The organism is Salinicoccus sesuvii (assembly GCF_042648145.1).
In the GTDB taxonomy this organism is placed as follows: domain Bacteria; phylum Bacillota; class Bacilli; order Staphylococcales; family Salinicoccaceae; genus Salinicoccus; species Salinicoccus sesuvii.
Genome location: NZ_JBHRWV010000001.1, coordinates 109058 through 124805, shown reverse-complemented (window position 1 = coordinate 124805; position 15748 = coordinate 109058). Strand labels below are relative to the sequence as shown.

The window sequence follows — 15748 nt, the reverse complement described above, 5'->3', positions numbered from 1 at the left end:
TTTAAACCCGTATGGCTCCATATTGAAGGCCATCCTCATCGGATGGCCTTCAATACTCGTTTCAATTGTCCGGATGGATGTCTCTGTTACGCACCTTCATCCGGTCGATATGATGCGTATAGCGCTCTTTAGTCTCACGATTCATCTCAGGCAACGGTGACAAGGTCCCCCGTTCCCTAATAATATCGAGCATCTGTTCAAGCACCGACTCGGCAGTATACTCTGTGCCAAGCAGTTCATTGAGCGATGCCATATCATCCGGATGGATTTCCGGATAGGAAAATTTCGTTTCAGCGTCATTTTTACTCAAGTGGTAGAATTTACGCATGAGCTCTGCACGCTTTGCCCCACTCCCAGTGATACAGAGGTAGATCTGAACCGCTACGCCCTGCCGGATTCTGCGCTGGGAGATGCCTGCAAACTTGCGCCCATCGATGCTGAGATCATAGCTACCAGGACAGTAGCTGTGCTCAATTTCACCCGCATCAATAGCGGCATCAGGGAAAGTCATGCGGACAAGTTCAAGCATGTGTTCATACCCTTCATCAATCTGAGCGGCTTCGGATTTGGGCAAGATGAGTGAAACGTTTAGTACACCTTCGTCAAGCACAACACCGAGTCCACCGCTATTTCTGACGATATAGTTGAACCCCTCACTTCTAAGATGTGCGAGCCCGTCATTCAAAAAAGGCAGTCTTGAATCATGCAAACCAAGGATAACGAATGGATGATGCACCCAGGCACGGAGCTTCGGAATACCGTCATTCGTTACCATCTCCTGTAGCGTGTCATCCATGGCAAACGACATATACGGGTGTGATGTCGCCTCGATTGGCACGTAATGCCATTTTTCAGAGAAAACTTTATGCATCATCCAATGTCAGTGCCTGAGTTGCAGTGAACAGTGCCAATGTGAAAACTTCATCTTTCGAACATCCGCGTGAAAGATCGTTGACCGGCTTGTTCAGTCCTTGGAGAATCGGACCATAGGCTTCAAATCCGCCGAGGCGCTGGGCAATCTTATAGCCGATATTGCCTGCTTCAAGAGAAGGGAATACGAATACATTCGCTTGTCCTGAGAGCTCGGAATCCGGCGCTTTCTTTTCTGCAACACTCGGGACGAATGCTGCATCAAACTGAAGCTCTCCATCAATCGGCACTTCAGGTAGCTTTTCTTTCGCGTACTGCGTAGCAAGCCTTACTTTTTCAGTCTCTTCGGTCTTTGCTGAGCCCCTTGTGGAGAAGCTGAGTAGAGCGACGCGCGGATCCATTTCGAAGCTGCGTGCTGTCTTGGCAGTTTCGACTGCGACTTCTGCAAGTTCTTCAGCATTCAGTTCCGGATTGATGGCACAGTCACCCATGACGTAGAGTTCATCTTCTCTAAGCATGAAGAAAACCCCGCTTGTACGTGTCACACCAGGTTTCGTCTTGATGATCTGTAGCGCTGGACGGACTGTATCAGGCGTCGAGTGGACGGCACCGGACACGAGACCTTTGGCACGACCTGTGTGCACGAGCATCGTACCGAAATAGTTTACGTCTTTTAGAATCTCGTGCGCCTGTTCTGCAGTCACTTTCCCTTTACGACGTTTGACGAACTCATCCACCAGTACGTCGATATCTTCGTAATCGACCGGATCAATGGTTTCAAGCGCACTGATATCCAGCTGCTCACGCGTCGCCAGAGCTTCAAGCTCAGACGCATTACCAAGAACAACTGGTTTGACATATGACGTTTCAGCAAGTTCCACAGCAGCCGTAAGGACTCTTGGATCATTGCCTTCTGGGAAGACGATTTCTATATTCTTACCTTCTAGGTTAGATTTGAGATGCTCGATAAATTGACTCATAATAGCCTCCTTGGTTAGCTTTTCATACACTATATTATACTCTTTCTGTCACATTATTTCATCCCCATGTGCTTTTAAAACGTTTTCTTATCAAGTAGAATAGAAGTATACATCAAAAAAGGAGAGATACACTAATGAATGAAGCTGCGCAAACACTTGATGGCTGGTACAGTCTTCACCTTCTCTACAATGTGGACTGGGCCTCCCTTCGTCTGCTTGAAGCAGAAGAAATCGATACACTCGTTTCAGAACTGAAGGGCTTCATCGAGCGCGAGGAAGAAGTACACCAGAAAAACGAGGGTAGCTATGCCTTCTATAACGTCACTGGTCAGAAAGCCGATCTGATCCTATGGATGCTCCGTCCGACAGTTGACGAACTCAATGCACTGGAACTAGAATTCAATAAACTCGCTATCAGCGATTTTCTTATTCCATCTTATTCCTACGTATCGATTGTCGAGCTCAGCAACTACCTTGCGAAAGAGTCGAACGAAGATCCATATCAGAATGAATTCGTTAGAAAACGTCTCTATCCGGAAGTGCCGAAATCCCGCTACATCTGCTTCTATCCAATGGATAAGCGACGTCAGGGAGATGATAACTGGTATATGCTCGATATGGAGAAGCGCCGTGAACTCATGCGCTCCCATGGCATGATCGGCCGCAGCTATGCCGGTAAGGTCAAGCAGTTCATCACTGGTTCTGTCGGCCTCGACGAATATGAGTGGGGCGTCACTTTGTTCTCGGATGATATGCTGCAGTTCAAAAAACTGATCTACGAGATGAGATTTGATGAAGTATCCGCACGCTACGGCGATTTCGGGGACTTCTATGTAGGTGTTCACCTGCCGACTGAAAACATTTCCGCCTTCTTCAAGTAAGAATTTAGGTTTTGATGAGTACCATAATGGTTATATATGAATGAATGTACTTATCGAAAAAGTTGGGAGGAATCGTGATGGGCCGTCTGTTGAGAAGACTTATCCCTTTGGCACTGCCATTCATCATCAAAAAATTCAAAAACCGTAAAAAAGGTGGCAACAACCAGTAGCATGCCACTCAAAATAGAAGACCCCCTCAGAATGAGGGGGTCTTTTTTTACCTTACTTTTACTGGAATGGAGCGGACGAGCGACTGCAAGACTGCCACAGTGAAGAAGATCAAGAACAGGCTGAATAGGATTGTCATGAACAGATTGCCCGATGCATAAGGGGTCACATCAATATCGAATACCGTCCCTCTTGTCTGCCACATCCAAAGGGAATCAATCGCCACTAAGATACATAAGCTGAGCACGATGGAGATCATCCCACCGAGGAAACCCCGATAGAAGCCGATGCTGATGATGAAGCCCCCAAGGAAGAACGTAAATGTGGTAAGTAGATGCCCAAGTATGTGGACAAATGGACTACTCTGAAGCTCACCGACGACGATCCCACCGCCGAACCACGGCATGAAGTTCATGATAACGGATATGATACCAGTCAGTGCTGCTAAGGCAATCGTAATGATTGCACCTGTTATCAGCATCACTCTAAGGAAAGTGCGCCTTGTCAATCCGAGACCGATGGAGAGTTCAAGGAATGTGAATACACTCAAGATGCCGGCGACAAGCATAAATATCTCGTTGGCAGAAAGGGCCATTGCATAAAATGACATCTCGTTGATGTCGGTGTCATTCACAAACAGTGAGACAAGGATATAGACAATCAGCATAATTGGCAAGTACCATAGTATCCACTTGAAAATCTGACTCGAAAAATCCATTGTTGCCAGTTTCACTTTGTTATTCATTGCACATTCTCCTTTTCTTCAGTCATTCTTATGAAAAGCTCCTGCAATTTCAAAGGTGAAATGTTGAGATGGTTCGACCTCGCCTCTGCTTGCTGTGCTTCATCCATATGACCAAGCACCATATCAGAGCGCGTCGGTCCGAGGTCCTGCCTCGCCAGTACATCCATGCTTTGTGTAAAATGGGTCACTTTTTCTTTTGGTCCGGTTACCTTGAACCCACGTTCCAAAAACACATCAATCGGTTCCTGTACCATCACCTTCCCGTGGTGGATAACAATCACTTCGTCAAAGAGATATTCCATCTCGGAGACAATATGTGTCGAGAGGATCATGATACGCGGATTGCGTGCATTCGCCTCGACCACCTTCTCGTAGAAGAATTCCCTTGAAGGTGCGTCCATGCCGTTAGTCACTTCGTCGAAAATTGTAATAGGTGCATTAGAGGCAAGTCCAATAATTGCATTCACCGCCGACTGTTGCCCTTTCGAGAGACGGTTCGTCGGCTTATCCCGAGGGATCCCAAAGCCTTCGAAGAGTGCCTCTGCGTAGTTGAGATCGAAATTATCCTTATATCTTTTCGTCAATCTGCACAAGTTCATCGGTGTACGGTGCTCCTCAGAGTAGTCCACTTCATAGAGAAAGTCGACTTGTGCCATGAGCGATTCATTCTCAAAAGGGTCCTGGCCATCAATAGTGATGGCACCACGTGTCGGTTTTCTAAAGGACGCAATCAGGGAAAGCAGTGTTGTTTTACCAGCACCATTACGCCCAAGCAGTCCGTAGACCTTCCCTTGCTCCATCCTCAGTGTAATATCCTCAAGTACATTATCCTTCTTGATGTCTAAAGATGCATTTTTTATTTCCAGCACACTATTCTCCATCTGTATTCCCCTCCATTTCCTGAATCAACCCTTCAATCTCTGCTCTTGTAAATCCTAATTTCGCCGCTTCCTGCAGCATCGGTTCTAAATACTCGCTAACGAAACTGTCTTTCCTTTCACCAAGCAGCACATTTCTTGCTTCTGGTTCAACAAACATACCCACACCACGCTTTTTGTAGATTATTCCTTCCTCCACTAACTGATTCACACCTTTCGCAACCGTCAGATGATTCACTTTGTAGAATTGGACGATTTCATTCGTCGAAGGAATCCGATCGTGCGGTTTGAGTGTGCCATCGATAATCTGGTCACTAACCCAATCTTTAATCTGCTCAAAGATGGGCTTCTTATCGTTAAGCATTCCCGACATGCGCATCCTCCTTAACTACTTATATAGTTATGTATATAAGTATATACCACCATTCAATTTATGTAAACACATTTTTATTTCGGAAAATCACTATCTATACTAGAATGTGACGGTGATTGCTTGGAATGGTGAATATCGACAATCGGATCCATCTAAGTCACTGGTGATGAAAGTACATTGCACCCGCGGTCACTCGTAGAGTGGCAAAGATAATCGAAATCCCCCCTACTATAGGTTGCTGAACAAGGATTAACCCTACCTGGACATATTCCACCAAAATAAAAAACCCCGCCAAAGCGGGGTTTGATTTATAGTCTGACCATGCCGATGATCAAAAATATCCATCCAGCGAGGAAGAGCACCCCACCAATTGGGGTAATCGCACCAAGGATGGAGATGCCACTGACAGCGAGAATATAGAGCGAGCCGCTGAAAAAGATGATGCCGAGCAACATCAGCCAGCCAGCAGTCCCAAGCAGTGGCGCGCCTGTAACGTGGACGAGGATACCGACAGCAATCAATCCGAGGGCATGGTACATCTGATAGGACACGGCTTTTTCCCACACACTCATATAATGTTCACTGATTTTACCCTCTAGGCCATGGGCACCAAAAGCCCCAAGGGCGACAGAAATAAGCGCATTGACTGCACCAAATATGATGAATAGTTTCATTTATTTTCTCCTTTGATTCAAGCTAGAAATCGAACAGCGATTCTCCATTGCCGAAGCCATCGTCTGTCTTTAGCGTTTCTTTCGTTAGCGGTTCTGACGGGGTGTTTTTGGGGGTCTTACCCCCCATCTTTTCGAGCATCATTCGATCTTGCTCAGTCAATGACTGCGAGCGGGAACTGTCGGCTGGTTGCAGTGATGAGATAGTAACATCGCCAGAGTTGGATTTCAGTAATCCGAGCAAGCGCTCCATTGCATAAAGATGTTTTTCGAATTCATATGGCTGACTGGCCACTTCCATCCTGTGAAGCTCCTGCTTCAGCTCGGAAATGATTTCGTGTTTCATTCCTGCTCACTCCAGTCGACAGGTCTTCTGCCCTGCGCTTTTAAATAGTCGTTTGTACGGCTGAATGGCTTTGTCCCGAAGAATCCTCTATAGGCCGAAAGCGGGCTTGGGTGAGTAGATTTGATAACACAGTGCTTCGACGTGTCGATCAGCTTTTCCTTCTTTTGAGCGGGTTTACCCCATAAGATGAATACAACATGCTCAAGATTATCGGAAACATGCTTAATGACACCATCCGTAAAAGGTTCCCAGCCGAGACCGCGATGTGAGTTTGCATCGTGCGCATCTACGGTAAGCACCGTGTTGAGCAGCAGGACCCCTTCCTTTGCCCAGTCCCTCAAACTACCGGTTGTTCTGACAATGCCGAGATCATCCGCCAGTTCTTTGTACATGTTTCTCAATGAAGGGGGGATCTTAACCCCTTCATTGACTGAGAACGCAAGACCATGGGACTGTCCTTCACCGTGGTAAGGATCCTGACCCAGTATGACGACCCTGACATTTTCAAATGTTGTCAGTTCGAAAGCTGTATATATTTGTTCGCGCGGCGGAAATACCTTCCCTGTGCTATATTTTTCTTCTAATGTTGACTCTAGTTTTGTAAAGTCGTTTTCTTCTTTTATCGACTGAAAAACATCTTTCCATTCCATAGCATTTTCACCTCTGTCTAAAGTTTGATTATATCATTTGCACAAGCATGTCTCTAGAAATATACCCTTCATTATAGTAAAATATAATATTATTGACGAAATTGGAGGAGTGATTTCATGGTACTTAAAAAGACACTTACGATAGCAGGTTCCGATACGAGTGGGGGCGCAGGTATTGCGGCAGATTTGAAAACATTCCAAGAGCATGAAACCTATGGAATGACGGCGCTTACGACCATAGTCACGATGGATCCTGAAACTTGGTCCCATGGTGTCAATCCGATTCCTTTGGATGTAGTTGATGCTCAGATCAAGACGGCGCTGTCTATTTCCCCGGACGCAATAAAGACAGGCATGCTGCCTTCAGAAGAAGTCATCGAGTGCAGTAAGCAAGCCTTCCTTGATAGCAACGCCAAACACTTTGTGGTAGATCCTGTCATGGTATGCAAAGGCGATGACGAAGTATTGAACCCGGGGCTTGTCGATGCAATGATCGAGCACTTGCTGCCACATGCGACAGTCGTGACCCCGAACCTGTTCGAAGCGGGACAGCTTGCCGGCTACAAGACGCCGACAACGCTCGATGCAGCAAAGAAATGTGCCGAAGTCATCCATCAGAAAGGTGCCAATCATGTCATCATCAAAGGCGGTTCCGACATCGAGGGAGAAAAGGCAGTAGATGTATATTATGATGGCAAGGAATTCCACCTGCTTTCAAGCGATAAGATAGACGCATCTTATAACCATGGTGCCGGATGCACATTCGCAGCAGCAATCACAGCGAATCTCGCCAACGGCCAAGAAGCGCTTGAAGCGATTCAGAACGCCAAGGCATTCGTCACTTCAGCAATCAAGAACGGCTGGAAAATGAACGAGCATGTCGGTGTAGTCCGCCATGGTGCGTTCAACGCTGTAGAGCAGATCAAAGTTACAGACGAACAAATATAGTCGGTTTTGTAAAAGAGATAGTCCATCTATCTCTTTTATCTATGCGATTTTAAGGAGCGTTCACATAAATGGATAAAATCAATCTCGAACAGGTTCAGGAGCTATTGGATGGCTATCAGGACAAACAGGTCTATGTTCACGTCGAAGTGACCAGCGGTATGTATGCCAGCCATATGGATGAACAAGTATTCAACACAGGCATGTTTTTGAGAAACGTCCCGGTAACATTTACCCAAGGTGCCATCAGAGGGGGCAGCGATGGTCAATACCGTGTCGGTTTGAAACTGGATAATGGCGGTTGGATCTATATACTTGGACTGACGCATTTTGAAGTTAATGCCAACGATGAATTCATCATGCATGGTTTCAACTATGATGGAAAATTGGCCACTGCGCTCGAAATTTCTACGAAAGAGTTCTTTAAATAGGAGGATCAGCTATGGAAAACGAAAGACAAGTACTCGTCATCTTCCCCCACCCGGATGATGAAGCTTTTGGAGTAAGTGGTACGATGAGTCGCTACGTCGATATGGGTGTGCCTTTAACATATGCCTGCCTAACTTTCGGCGATATGGGAAGAAACCTCGGCTATCCTCCATTCGCCACTCGGGAATCGTTGCATACGATACGCAAAAAAGAAGTCGAAGAAAGTGCACGTCTGATCGGTCTTAGCGATTTGAGACTGCTCGGCTACCGAGATAAGACACTGGAATTTGAAGCGCCTGGTCACCTCAAAGATGTGGTCAAAGGCATGATCGACGAACTCAACCCAAGCAGGATCATCACTTTCTATCCTGGCTATTCCGTCCATCCAGACCACGAGGCCACTGCGGAAGCCGTTGTTGCCGCTGTATCTGAAATGCCTCGGGAAGACCGCCCGAAACTGCAACTTGTCGCTTTCAGCAACAATACGCTAGAAGATTTGGGTGAGCCTGATATTATTGTTGATATAGAGGGCTACGAAGAGCGCAAAGAGAAAATTATGGCAGCTCATGAATCTCAGACCGGGCCTCTGCTCAAATCACTTGCCGCAAACACTCAAGAAGGCGAAGCAGCGCGTCAGATGTGGCTGAAAAACGAATCATTCTACAGTTATGAAATAGATTAAGGAGTAGAAACATGGAAGAATTGGATCTTACTACTAGAGAAGGCCGCTTCAGGCACTTCGGCTCTGTCGACCCCATCGAGGGGATGAAGCCGGTCGAGAAGGAAATGATGGTGGATCTGCAGAGTTCAAAGAAAGACTTCTTGTTCGAAGTCGACTCTGTAGGCATCAACAACCTCAGCTATCCGGTAATTATTGGTGACTTTCAGTCGGTTGGTACGTTCGAATTGGCCACAAGCCTTAGAAAGAATGAAAAAGGCATCAACATGAGTCGTATTCTTGAATCTTTGGAAACAGAAAATAACAGTGGCGTTCCGCTTACGTTCGATACGCTTGAGAAAGTACTTGAAATACTGCGTAACCGGATGCATCAAGAAGAAGCGGAAGTGACGGCAGATAGCAAATGGTACTTCTCAAAACCGAGCCCGCATACACAGCTTGCCGGAATGGCTCACGCAGATGTGAAGTACTCTCTGAGAATTTCAGAATCTGGCACTGAGCGCAAACAGCTCGGCATGACTGCCATGGTTACGACATTGTGCCCGTGCTCAAAGGAAATCAGTGAGTACAGCGCACATAACCAGCGTGGTTACGTGAAAGTATTACTCGATATTGATCCGGATGCAGAGCTGCCTGAAAATCATAAGGAACAGCTGTATGAAGTACTGGAAATCAATGCTTCCTCCCAGCTCTATCCGATCCTAAAGCGTACAGACGAAAAGATGGTCACAGAACGCGCTTATGAGAATCCACGTTTTGTAGAGGACCTCATCCGTCTTATTGCTTACGACCTTGTGGAACTTGACTGGGTCAAAGGCTTCGAACTCGAATGCCGCAACGAGGAAAGCATCCACCAGCACGATGCCTTCAGCAGAATGTCATATCAGAAATAATAAAAGACTGCAGACATGTCATCTATAGTGATGTGTCTGCAGTCTTTTGATTTGGGTTGGAAAGATAAAACACTCTATTCATTCGTAAGTCGATATTTACTGAAACGCTGCTCGATGGAATCTTCTAGAATACACTATCGCTCAGCCATGATGGGTTTCTATCATTCTCATTGCCCGCCTAGTTGAAAGAGCAGAATACACACTATGCAGTATCATGCCAAAAATAATAAGTATCATACCTAATATTGTCAAAGAAGATGGTAAGGCTGTCTGGAGTATGAGCATTTCACCGATAAGTGCGAACAATACTTCCCCTGATTGAGTTGCTTCAACGCCTGCTAGTTTTGAAGGATTATCTTTTACAAGTTCTGTCGCGTAGAAGAATAGCACTGTTGCGATGACACCTGAGCTTATCGCAACTATGAAAGATTGGGAAACCTGGCCAGTACTCGGCGCCCCGTGAACAACGCCTCCATATACTGCTAGAATAACCCATAGAGGCATGCTCGCTATGGTCATGCCAAGTACACGTTGCATCGTTGTTAAACTGTCACCAACTATCTGCATCATTTTTCTATTGCCAAGCGGGTAGGCAAAAGCAGATACTATGAGCGGTAGTACACACAGGAGAACATTCCGTAAGGGGACGTTTGATGCGTGTTCGAACTGCATGATGAAAATACCTAAAAGAATAATTAAAGAAATCAAGATGCTTGCCAACGGTATTTTTTTACTGACTTTACCAATCTGATTCAAAAAAGGTACAAGCAGTGAGCCTGCTACAATAGTTATTTGAAAAGTTGCTGCTACTAGCCACCCTGGACCATAGACAGTCGCAAATGCGATGGGTGTATAGAAGAACCCAAATCCGATGATGCTCCAGAGCAGCCAATCCAAAGGATTCTTTCGAAGATGCTTGAGCACCGGTAGGAGCTTGCCTTGAAAGAATACGATCAGTATAAGTATTGGCAGCATGAAGAAATACCGTAGTGAAGCACTCCATGCCCAATGCCCCCCGGATACTTCCATGGACCTGTTTAAAATAAAAGTGACGGAAAAGAATAAAGCGCCGAGAAGACCTAATAGAATTGCTTTCACATTAACCTCCTACTATTCAATCCTTGTAATAAAACGAATATGATTATTGTATTCTAAATTTTCTATAAAGTATACAGGATATGTGAATTTATGAGCCCTCTACATCGCTTTGCCGCTAACTTTGAAATTCTCCAAATAATCTCCCGCGGAACACTTATTAATAATAGAATAGAATCATTTTTATCCAGTAGCAATCATTCTCCCGAGTTTTTCTCTCACAAAAACTCCCTTAGTGGGAGTCGTTTTGTTTTTCGAAAATGATATCTCCAATCATATAGAATTCTGTCGCAAAGACGGAGTCCTTAATATCGTCAATTGTAGATTCAATTTTGGTAAAAGCCTTAATTGCTTTTTCTTTTTCCCCTGAGTAATGAAGACTTAGTGGATAGACGCAAGAACGAATGGCCATAAGTATACGATCGACCGGATGTTGGGCTGTCGTGCGTAAGTACATACCATCGTCGTACATCTCGATTACTTTTCTATATTCCCCTTTGAAGTAGGTATGCTCAACCTCTAATATTGCTTTGAAAAAGCTTCTTCCGAGTATTTCATCTGGATTGTTTTGATACACTTTCTTCATCCTATTTATATAATCCTCATATAACGCTACGTGCTTCTCTTTATCTTTTACCAATACATAGAATGTCGGTATCGGGTTGTTTTCATCTATTATCTCAATTTCATGTCTATCCTGGCGATTGAACTTCAAATAGTTCTGAATATTATTACAACAGATATTGTATTGTGCTTGATTTCCAGTAAGACCATAGTAATAACCAAGTGTAATGTTCTCGGTGAAAAAGTATTTGAAGTTCTCATGCTTATAAGATAATTTGATGGACCAATTCAAAACATTCTCGAACGTCTCCATATCAACAGATACAGCGAACATTCCTTTGACGTAGTAATAATCCAATTCAATTCGAGAATCGTATTCCTTGAAAGATAGGATTTCTTCTTCAGAATCTAATAGGTGATAGAATGCCTCGGTGTAATCCTGACTGAACATAAGAGAGATGGCATCGTCTAGTTTTTCTCGGACTACTAGGTGCTCCATACCTATACTTCGGTAGAAATTGCTGATTTTTTGGGAATAACTGTCTGCTTGGCTATGATTTTTTTTATATCTATAATATATCCGCAAGACATGATAGAGCTCCATCCCTTTTAGGTTTTGGGCGACCTTATCAAGATTAGGTAGAACTTCCTGTTCCACAATTTCAAAAGGGAAAGAGAATGAACTGTAAAAGTCTCTATTTTCAAGAACATTTTTCGTCCATTCTTCATCCCCTTCTTGGGTCAAATAGCCGATTGAGACATTAAGCTTCTTCGCAATATAATTCAGTGTTTCCATAGAAGGTTTTGATTTATCGTTTTCTATCAGACTCAGCATACCCTTTGTGATCTGCTCCCCAGCGAGATCGACGAGGGTCATTTTGCGTTCTTTGCGAAGCTGCCTGATGCGTGATCCAAGACTCATATTCTCAACTCCATATCTTTATATGTTTAATTGTATTAAACTTTTGTTTGACAAGCAAATTTTTTTGACTTACACTAAGTTTAATTAAATTAAACAAAAGAGGTGTAACAATGCTTTTCAACTCCCAATTGCCTTTGAGAGAACGTCTCAATTTTGTTATCTATGCGTTGAGCCGTTTCATCCTGAGTGTCGGCAATTACGTCTATCTATTTGCCGTGAGCTACTACATCATGTATGAAACAGGATCTGCACTTTATTTCTCTATTAATATGGCCATCAGTGTTGTGGTCACTTTGGTTCTGCTCCCATTTTCGGGCGTACTGAGCGATCTTGGCAATAAAAGAAAAATCATCATTTCAGGAGAAGTACTCAACTCCCTGGTGATTTTTGGGTTGTTCCTCTACACCATCATCTACGATATCAATCTGATTGCGATCTATATTGTAACCTTCCTCACATCGATGATCGAACCTTTCGTATCCAACGCCTTTCAAACTGCTATAACGGAGCTATTTCATAAGGATAGGATCCAGCAAATCATGGGCTATACTTCTGCCATCCTATCCTCAACGGTCATCTTAGGTCCCATACTCGGGGGTGTACTGTTTGGCCTGCTTTCGTTTCAACAGATCATCCTGATTTTTCTTATTGCCTTCCTCCTCTCAGCCCTACTCGACTTCTTTTTGAAGTTTGACCTCTACTATGACGAAACGGCATACAAAAAAATACAAACTGATGTCTCAGGCGTTGCTAAGTTCAAGCGAGACATCAGTGAAGGATTCATTTTCATTGCCAGAAACAGAGTATTCAAATCGGTTCTTATCATTGCTGCTTTGGTCAACTTTATGTCGGGTGTCATTTCCATTTTCCCAGAGAAGATGATGATCTATGAGTTGGCCTTTCAGCCAGAAACTGTTGGGATCGTCAATGCCATCGCCGGGGTCGGTGTACTCATTGGCGGACTGACGGTTGCTCGGGTGAAAAACATTGAAAGCCCGCTGGGATTTGTAAAGAAAGGATTCCTTACCTTCGCCATTCTAATTGTACTGTACTTACTACCCCTTTATATGGATGTTGCTCCAATCTTGCTCGTTCTTCTAATTGGTAGTATCGGCCTTGCCATCACCCTGACGATCCAACTCATTAACATACCGATGAACCTCTTTGTACAACTTGTCACGCCCCAACACATAAAGGGAAGAGTATTTTCGACCATTTCGCTTTGCGCGATGAGCATCATGCCTGTTGGCACTATATTCTATGGTTACATGTACGATCTTGAACTCTACTGGATTGTCAACACTGTCAGTGCGCTGCTCATTACTTGTATCGTGCTGATTATCTATAGCGAGAAACTCATTACTACATCAAAAGAGATGTACGACGCAGCAAAGTCAGAGGAAGGTTCCGGTGCAGAAGAAGTTCTGATTGACGATGGAACTGAGCCACATAGTGTATAAGCAGTGAAAAGGCCCCCTCCTGTAATAGGAGACGGGCCTTTGTTTCATCTAATCTTCTGCATGTTCTATCTCTGCTGCCTTACTGTCCAACGCTTCAAGTGCTTCTTCAATGGCGATACCAACACCATCTTCAGTATTCGTCGCCGTCACCTTTGTAGCAATGCCTTTGACCTCTGAAGCAGCATTTCCCATCGCTACAGATATACCAACACGCTTGAGCATAGAGATATCATTCAGGTTATCCCCGACTGCCATGACATCTTTCATATCTATACCCATGACTTCAGCGACATTGGCAAGTGCAATGCCTTTTTGGGCATTTACATGCGTCAGTTCTATGTTGTGAGGAGCAGACGCAGATACGGCAAGATTTCCTATTTCATATAAGCTGTTCTTCGCGCGAACAAGTTTCGCCTTGCTTGGTGAAGAAGCAAGCAATTTCAGTACATTTTCATCCTCGCGGTCGAATACTGCTTTGTAGTCTTCCGTTTCGATCAGTGTGCCACGCTCGAGTCTTTCTTCCATGAAGCGACGGATTCTATTTTCATCCGCCTCGTGCCCCATCTGACTGGCAAGATCCTTGAATATCTCTATGTCTCTTTCTATGCTTGTCGTATATATAGCACGATCTGTATAGATCTGATAGAAGATATCTTCAGTTCTAAATACCTCTGCTGCCTGATCGATCAACTCTGAATTCAATGCATTGGTGGTAACAATCTCGTGAGATTCGTTACGCACTTCTGCACCATTCAGACAGATGTATGGCAGCTTCATATCTATTTTGCTGATAACACCGTGCGCTTCATAGAATGCGCGTCCAGTAGCAACAATAACCTGGACGCCACGTTCCATCGCCTGCTTGATTGCCGCCTGGTTGCGCGGGCTGATTTCGTGGCTCGGAGTGAGCAGGGTGCCATCCATGTCCAATGCGATTAGTTTGACCATAAGCGCTTCAAAACTCCCTTATCATTTTAATTCCATTTTATCAGAAAACTTAATCACCTGGTTGATTTTTTCGTTTTTGTCTCAAGGCTTTGAAAAAAGACTTCAGCATTGTGCTGCATTCCGCTTCCAGTACACCGCTCGTAACGAGTGCACGGTGATTGAATCGTGGTTCATCCAAAAGATGCATCAAACTCTCCACCGTCCCCCCTTTTTTATCATTCGCGCCGTAGACTACGTGAGGTATGCGACTCATTACGATGGCTCCAGAACACATCACACAAGGCTCCAGGGTAACATAGAGGGTGCATCCCTCGAGCCGCCACGATCCCAAAACCTCACTCGCCCGATTGATGGCAATCATTTCTGCGTGAGTGAGTGGGTTCTGCGAGGTCTCTCGGAGGTTATGACCAGTTGCGATGACTTCCCCTTGACGAACCACCACAGCTCCGATTGGTACCTCACCAATAGTTTCAGCTTTTCTTGCTTCTTCAAGAGCCAGTTTCATGTACGTTTCATGCATCATCGCTACTCTTTTCTTCGAAAATGAAACGACCATCGTCGAGGACTTCTGCTACACTCCCGAGTACTAGATCTGCACCCTCGAGATCCTCCTTACGACACGTGCCGCTCAACACACCGATTGTCCTAAGGCCTTCTTTATAACCGAGCATCGTATCTGCCCGGTTATCCCCGATCATTACCATTTTCTCTAAGGGGTGTCCAAACTTTTTGCGTATAGGATCAAGGATACGGACATCCGGCTTATGAAAAGGCGAGTCGTCTCCTGCCACAACTTCGTGCACGACACTCTCCAAGGAAAATTTGCGGATGAAATATTCCGTACTCAAACGACTGTCACTCGTGACGATGATATTTTTGTAGCCTGACGCAGCCAATTGACTGAGCACATCGGATGCCCCCTCTATCAACTCCATACTCTCTCGGAGTGCATCCAGATTTTCCTCATAGAAATCTTTCATCCACTGACCACCCCCCGGTTGGTAGCGTTCGAAATAATCCTGAATGATATCTCCAGTGCCACTCGCCAGTACGGAATTTGGAGCAATTTCCCCATTGATTAATCCCAGTCTGTGCGCCAGTTCATCTTTTATATCATGGCAGTCGAATGCTTCTGCGAAGGCTTCGATGGATCTTTTGGCATAGGGCGTCCACACTTTGTGGTAGTCCATCAATGTGCCATCTTTATCAAATAATATTATATGTGTCATTTTGCCGCCTCCGAGTAGAAAA

19 protein-coding genes are annotated in these 15748 nt (G+C 44.8%); 6 read left to right on the top strand and 13 right to left on the bottom strand.

Going from position 1 to position 15748, the window contains the following annotated elements:
- Positions 1 to 61: 61 nt before the first annotated feature.
- Both ACFOJ8_RS00720 and pta read right to left on the bottom strand, forming a co-directional pair.
- Entirely contained in the window at positions 62 to 871 is an 810-nt protein-coding gene (locus tag ACFOJ8_RS00720) for a lipoate--protein ligase family protein (protein WP_380651310.1), read from the bottom strand.
- A complete protein-coding gene (pta, locus tag ACFOJ8_RS00715) occupies positions 864 to 1850 on the bottom strand; it encodes a phosphate acetyltransferase (RefSeq protein ID WP_380651307.1) in 987 nt (328 codons plus the stop codon). Before pta ends, ACFOJ8_RS00720 begins: the two co-directional genes overlap by 8 nt.
- 134 nt (positions 1851 to 1984) lie before the next feature.
- Here pta and hemQ point away from each other — a divergent pair, with 134 nt between their 5' ends.
- Complete coding sequence (gene hemQ / locus ACFOJ8_RS00710) at positions 1985 to 2731, top strand: hydrogen peroxide-dependent heme synthase (protein ID WP_380651304.1); 747 nt, start codon at positions 1985 to 1987, stop codon at positions 2729 to 2731.
- A 217-nt stretch (positions 2732 to 2948) separates the two neighbouring features.
- Here hemQ and ACFOJ8_RS00705 read toward each other — a convergent pair whose 3' ends face one another.
- The 6 genes from ACFOJ8_RS00705 to ACFOJ8_RS00680 form a co-directional block, all read right to left on the bottom strand.
- A complete protein-coding gene (locus ACFOJ8_RS00705) occupies positions 2949 to 3644 on the bottom strand; it encodes a hypothetical protein (RefSeq protein ID WP_380651301.1) in 696 nt (231 codons plus the stop codon).
- The gene (locus tag ACFOJ8_RS00700) at positions 3641 to 4525 is read right to left on the bottom strand and encodes an ATP-binding cassette domain-containing protein (RefSeq protein ID WP_380651298.1); all 885 of its coding nucleotides are present in this window, start codon (positions 4523 to 4525) and stop codon (positions 3641 to 3643) included. The genes ACFOJ8_RS00705 and ACFOJ8_RS00700 overlap by 4 nt, the downstream gene beginning before the upstream one ends.
- Positions 4515 to 4895 carry a GntR family transcriptional regulator gene (locus tag ACFOJ8_RS00695; protein WP_380651295.1) on the bottom strand — a complete coding sequence of 127 codons (381 nt, stop codon included), beginning with the start codon at positions 4893 to 4895 and terminating at the stop codon, positions 4515 to 4517. Before ACFOJ8_RS00695 ends, ACFOJ8_RS00700 begins: the two co-directional genes overlap by 11 nt.
- Positions 4896 to 5203: 308 nt before the next feature.
- The gene (locus tag ACFOJ8_RS00690; protein WP_380651293.1) at positions 5204 to 5569 is read right to left on the bottom strand and encodes a DUF423 domain-containing protein; all 366 of its coding nucleotides are present in this window, start codon (positions 5567 to 5569) and stop codon (positions 5204 to 5206) included.
- Between the two features lie 22 nt (positions 5570 to 5591).
- Complete coding sequence (locus ACFOJ8_RS00685; protein ID WP_380651291.1) at positions 5592 to 5912, bottom strand: DUF5327 family protein; 321 nt, start codon at positions 5910 to 5912, stop codon at positions 5592 to 5594.
- Entirely contained in the window at positions 5909 to 6562 is a 654-nt protein-coding gene (locus ACFOJ8_RS00680; RefSeq protein WP_380651289.1) for a uracil-DNA glycosylase, read from the bottom strand. Before ACFOJ8_RS00680 ends, ACFOJ8_RS00685 begins: the two co-directional genes overlap by 4 nt.
- Positions 6563 to 6679: 117 nt before the next feature.
- Between ACFOJ8_RS00680 and thiD the strand changes: the two genes are divergently transcribed.
- The 4 genes from thiD to folE2 all read left to right on the top strand — a co-directional run bounded on the left by thiD (position 6680) and on the right by folE2 (position 9508).
- Positions 6680 to 7510 carry a bifunctional hydroxymethylpyrimidine kinase/phosphomethylpyrimidine kinase gene (gene thiD, locus ACFOJ8_RS00675; protein WP_380651288.1) on the top strand — a complete coding sequence of 277 codons (831 nt, stop codon included), beginning with the start codon at positions 6680 to 6682 and terminating at the stop codon, positions 7508 to 7510.
- Between the two features lie 68 nt (positions 7511 to 7578).
- Positions 7579 to 7938 (top strand): DUF1806 family protein, encoded by a 360-nt coding sequence (locus tag ACFOJ8_RS00670; RefSeq protein WP_380651285.1) that lies wholly within the window; start codon positions 7579 to 7581, stop codon positions 7936 to 7938.
- Positions 7939 to 7949: 11 nt separating this feature from the next.
- Positions 7950 to 8618 carry a bacillithiol biosynthesis deacetylase BshB2 gene (gene bshB2, locus ACFOJ8_RS00665; RefSeq protein WP_380651283.1) on the top strand — a complete coding sequence of 223 codons (669 nt, stop codon included), beginning with the start codon at positions 7950 to 7952 and terminating at the stop codon, positions 8616 to 8618.
- 11 nt (positions 8619 to 8629) lie between these two features.
- A complete protein-coding gene (gene folE2 / locus ACFOJ8_RS00660; RefSeq protein WP_380651280.1) occupies positions 8630 to 9508 on the top strand; it encodes a GTP cyclohydrolase FolE2 in 879 nt (292 codons plus the stop codon).
- A gap of 141 nt (positions 9509 to 9649) precedes the next feature.
- On the opposite strand, the gene ACFOJ8_RS00655 is transcribed toward folE2, so the two are convergent.
- Both ACFOJ8_RS00655 and ACFOJ8_RS00650 read right to left on the bottom strand, forming a co-directional pair.
- The gene (locus tag ACFOJ8_RS00655; RefSeq protein WP_380651277.1) at positions 9650 to 10606 is read right to left on the bottom strand and encodes a DMT family transporter; all 957 of its coding nucleotides are present in this window, start codon (positions 10604 to 10606) and stop codon (positions 9650 to 9652) included.
- A gap of 229 nt (positions 10607 to 10835) precedes the next feature.
- Positions 10836 to 12089, bottom strand: coding sequence for a helix-turn-helix domain-containing protein (locus tag ACFOJ8_RS00650; protein WP_380651274.1), 1254 nt, complete (start codon positions 12087 to 12089; stop codon positions 10836 to 10838).
- A gap of 110 nt (positions 12090 to 12199) precedes the next feature.
- Between ACFOJ8_RS00650 and ACFOJ8_RS00645 the strand changes: the two genes are divergently transcribed.
- Positions 12200 to 13549 carry an MFS transporter gene (locus ACFOJ8_RS00645; protein ID WP_380651271.1) on the top strand — a complete coding sequence of 450 codons (1350 nt, stop codon included), beginning with the start codon at positions 12200 to 12202 and terminating at the stop codon, positions 13547 to 13549.
- A gap of 48 nt (positions 13550 to 13597) precedes the next feature.
- Here ACFOJ8_RS00645 and ACFOJ8_RS00640 read toward each other — a convergent pair whose 3' ends face one another.
- The 3 genes from ACFOJ8_RS00640 to ACFOJ8_RS00630 are packed head-to-tail and all read right to left on the bottom strand — an operon-like array spanning position 13598 to position 15726.
- Positions 13598 to 14497 (bottom strand): Cof-type HAD-IIB family hydrolase, encoded by a 900-nt coding sequence (locus ACFOJ8_RS00640; protein WP_380651268.1) that lies wholly within the window; start codon positions 14495 to 14497, stop codon positions 13598 to 13600.
- A 49-nt stretch (positions 14498 to 14546) separates the two neighbouring features.
- Positions 14547 to 15017: a tRNA adenosine(34) deaminase TadA gene (gene tadA, locus ACFOJ8_RS00635; protein WP_380656959.1), complete on the bottom strand. Its 471-nt coding sequence runs from the start codon at positions 15015 to 15017 to the stop codon at positions 14547 to 14549.
- Positions 15010 to 15726: an HAD family hydrolase gene (locus ACFOJ8_RS00630; protein WP_380651266.1), complete on the bottom strand. Its 717-nt coding sequence runs from the start codon at positions 15724 to 15726 to the stop codon at positions 15010 to 15012. The genes tadA and ACFOJ8_RS00630 overlap by 8 nt, the downstream gene beginning before the upstream one ends.
- Between the last annotated feature and the right edge of the window lie 22 nt (positions 15727 to 15748).

Coding starts and splice junctions, on each gene's coding strand:
- ACFOJ8_RS00720 (WP_380651310.1), bottom strand. CDS start 871: ATGCATAAAGTTTTCTCTGAAAAATGGCATTACGTGCCAATCGAGGCG.
- pta (WP_380651307.1), bottom strand. CDS start 1,850: ATGAGTCAATTTATCGAGCATCTCAAATCTAACCTAGAAGGTAAGAAT.
- hemQ (WP_380651304.1), top strand. CDS start 1,985: ATGAATGAAGCTGCGCAAACACTTGATGGCTGGTACAGTCTTCACCTT.
- ACFOJ8_RS00705 (WP_380651301.1), bottom strand. CDS start 3,644: ATGAATAACAAAGTGAAACTGGCAACAATGGATTTTTCGAGTCAGATT.
- ACFOJ8_RS00700 (WP_380651298.1), bottom strand. CDS start 4,525: ATGGAGAATAGTGTGCTGGAAATAAAAAATGCATCTTTAGACATCAAG.
- ACFOJ8_RS00695 (WP_380651295.1), bottom strand. CDS start 4,895: ATGTCGGGAATGCTTAACGATAAGAAGCCCATCTTTGAGCAGATTAAA.
- ACFOJ8_RS00690 (WP_380651293.1), bottom strand. CDS start 5,569: ATGAAACTATTCATCATATTTGGTGCAGTCAATGCGCTTATTTCTGTC.
- ACFOJ8_RS00685 (WP_380651291.1), bottom strand. CDS start 5,912: ATGAAACACGAAATCATTTCCGAGCTGAAGCAGGAGCTTCACAGGATG.
- ACFOJ8_RS00680 (WP_380651289.1), bottom strand. CDS start 6,562: ATGGAATGGAAAGATGTTTTTCAGTCGATAAAAGAAGAAAACGACTTT.
- thiD (WP_380651288.1), top strand. CDS start 6,680: ATGGTACTTAAAAAGACACTTACGATAGCAGGTTCCGATACGAGTGGG.
- ACFOJ8_RS00670 (WP_380651285.1), top strand. CDS start 7,579: ATGGATAAAATCAATCTCGAACAGGTTCAGGAGCTATTGGATGGCTAT.
- bshB2 (WP_380651283.1), top strand. CDS start 7,950: ATGGAAAACGAAAGACAAGTACTCGTCATCTTCCCCCACCCGGATGAT.
- folE2 (WP_380651280.1), top strand. CDS start 8,630: ATGGAAGAATTGGATCTTACTACTAGAGAAGGCCGCTTCAGGCACTTC.
- ACFOJ8_RS00650 (WP_380651274.1), bottom strand. CDS start 12,089: ATGAGTCTTGGATCACGCATCAGGCAGCTTCGCAAAGAACGCAAAATG.
- ACFOJ8_RS00645 (WP_380651271.1), top strand. CDS start 12,200: ATGCTTTTCAACTCCCAATTGCCTTTGAGAGAACGTCTCAATTTTGTT.
- ACFOJ8_RS00640 (WP_380651268.1), bottom strand. CDS start 14,497: ATGGTCAAACTAATCGCATTGGACATGGATGGCACCCTGCTCACTCCG.
- tadA (WP_380656959.1), bottom strand. CDS start 15,017: ATGCATGAAACGTACATGAAACTGGCTCTTGAAGAAGCAAGAAAAGCT.
- ACFOJ8_RS00630 (WP_380651266.1), bottom strand. CDS start 15,726: ATGACACATATAATATTATTTGATAAAGATGGCACATTGATGGACTAC.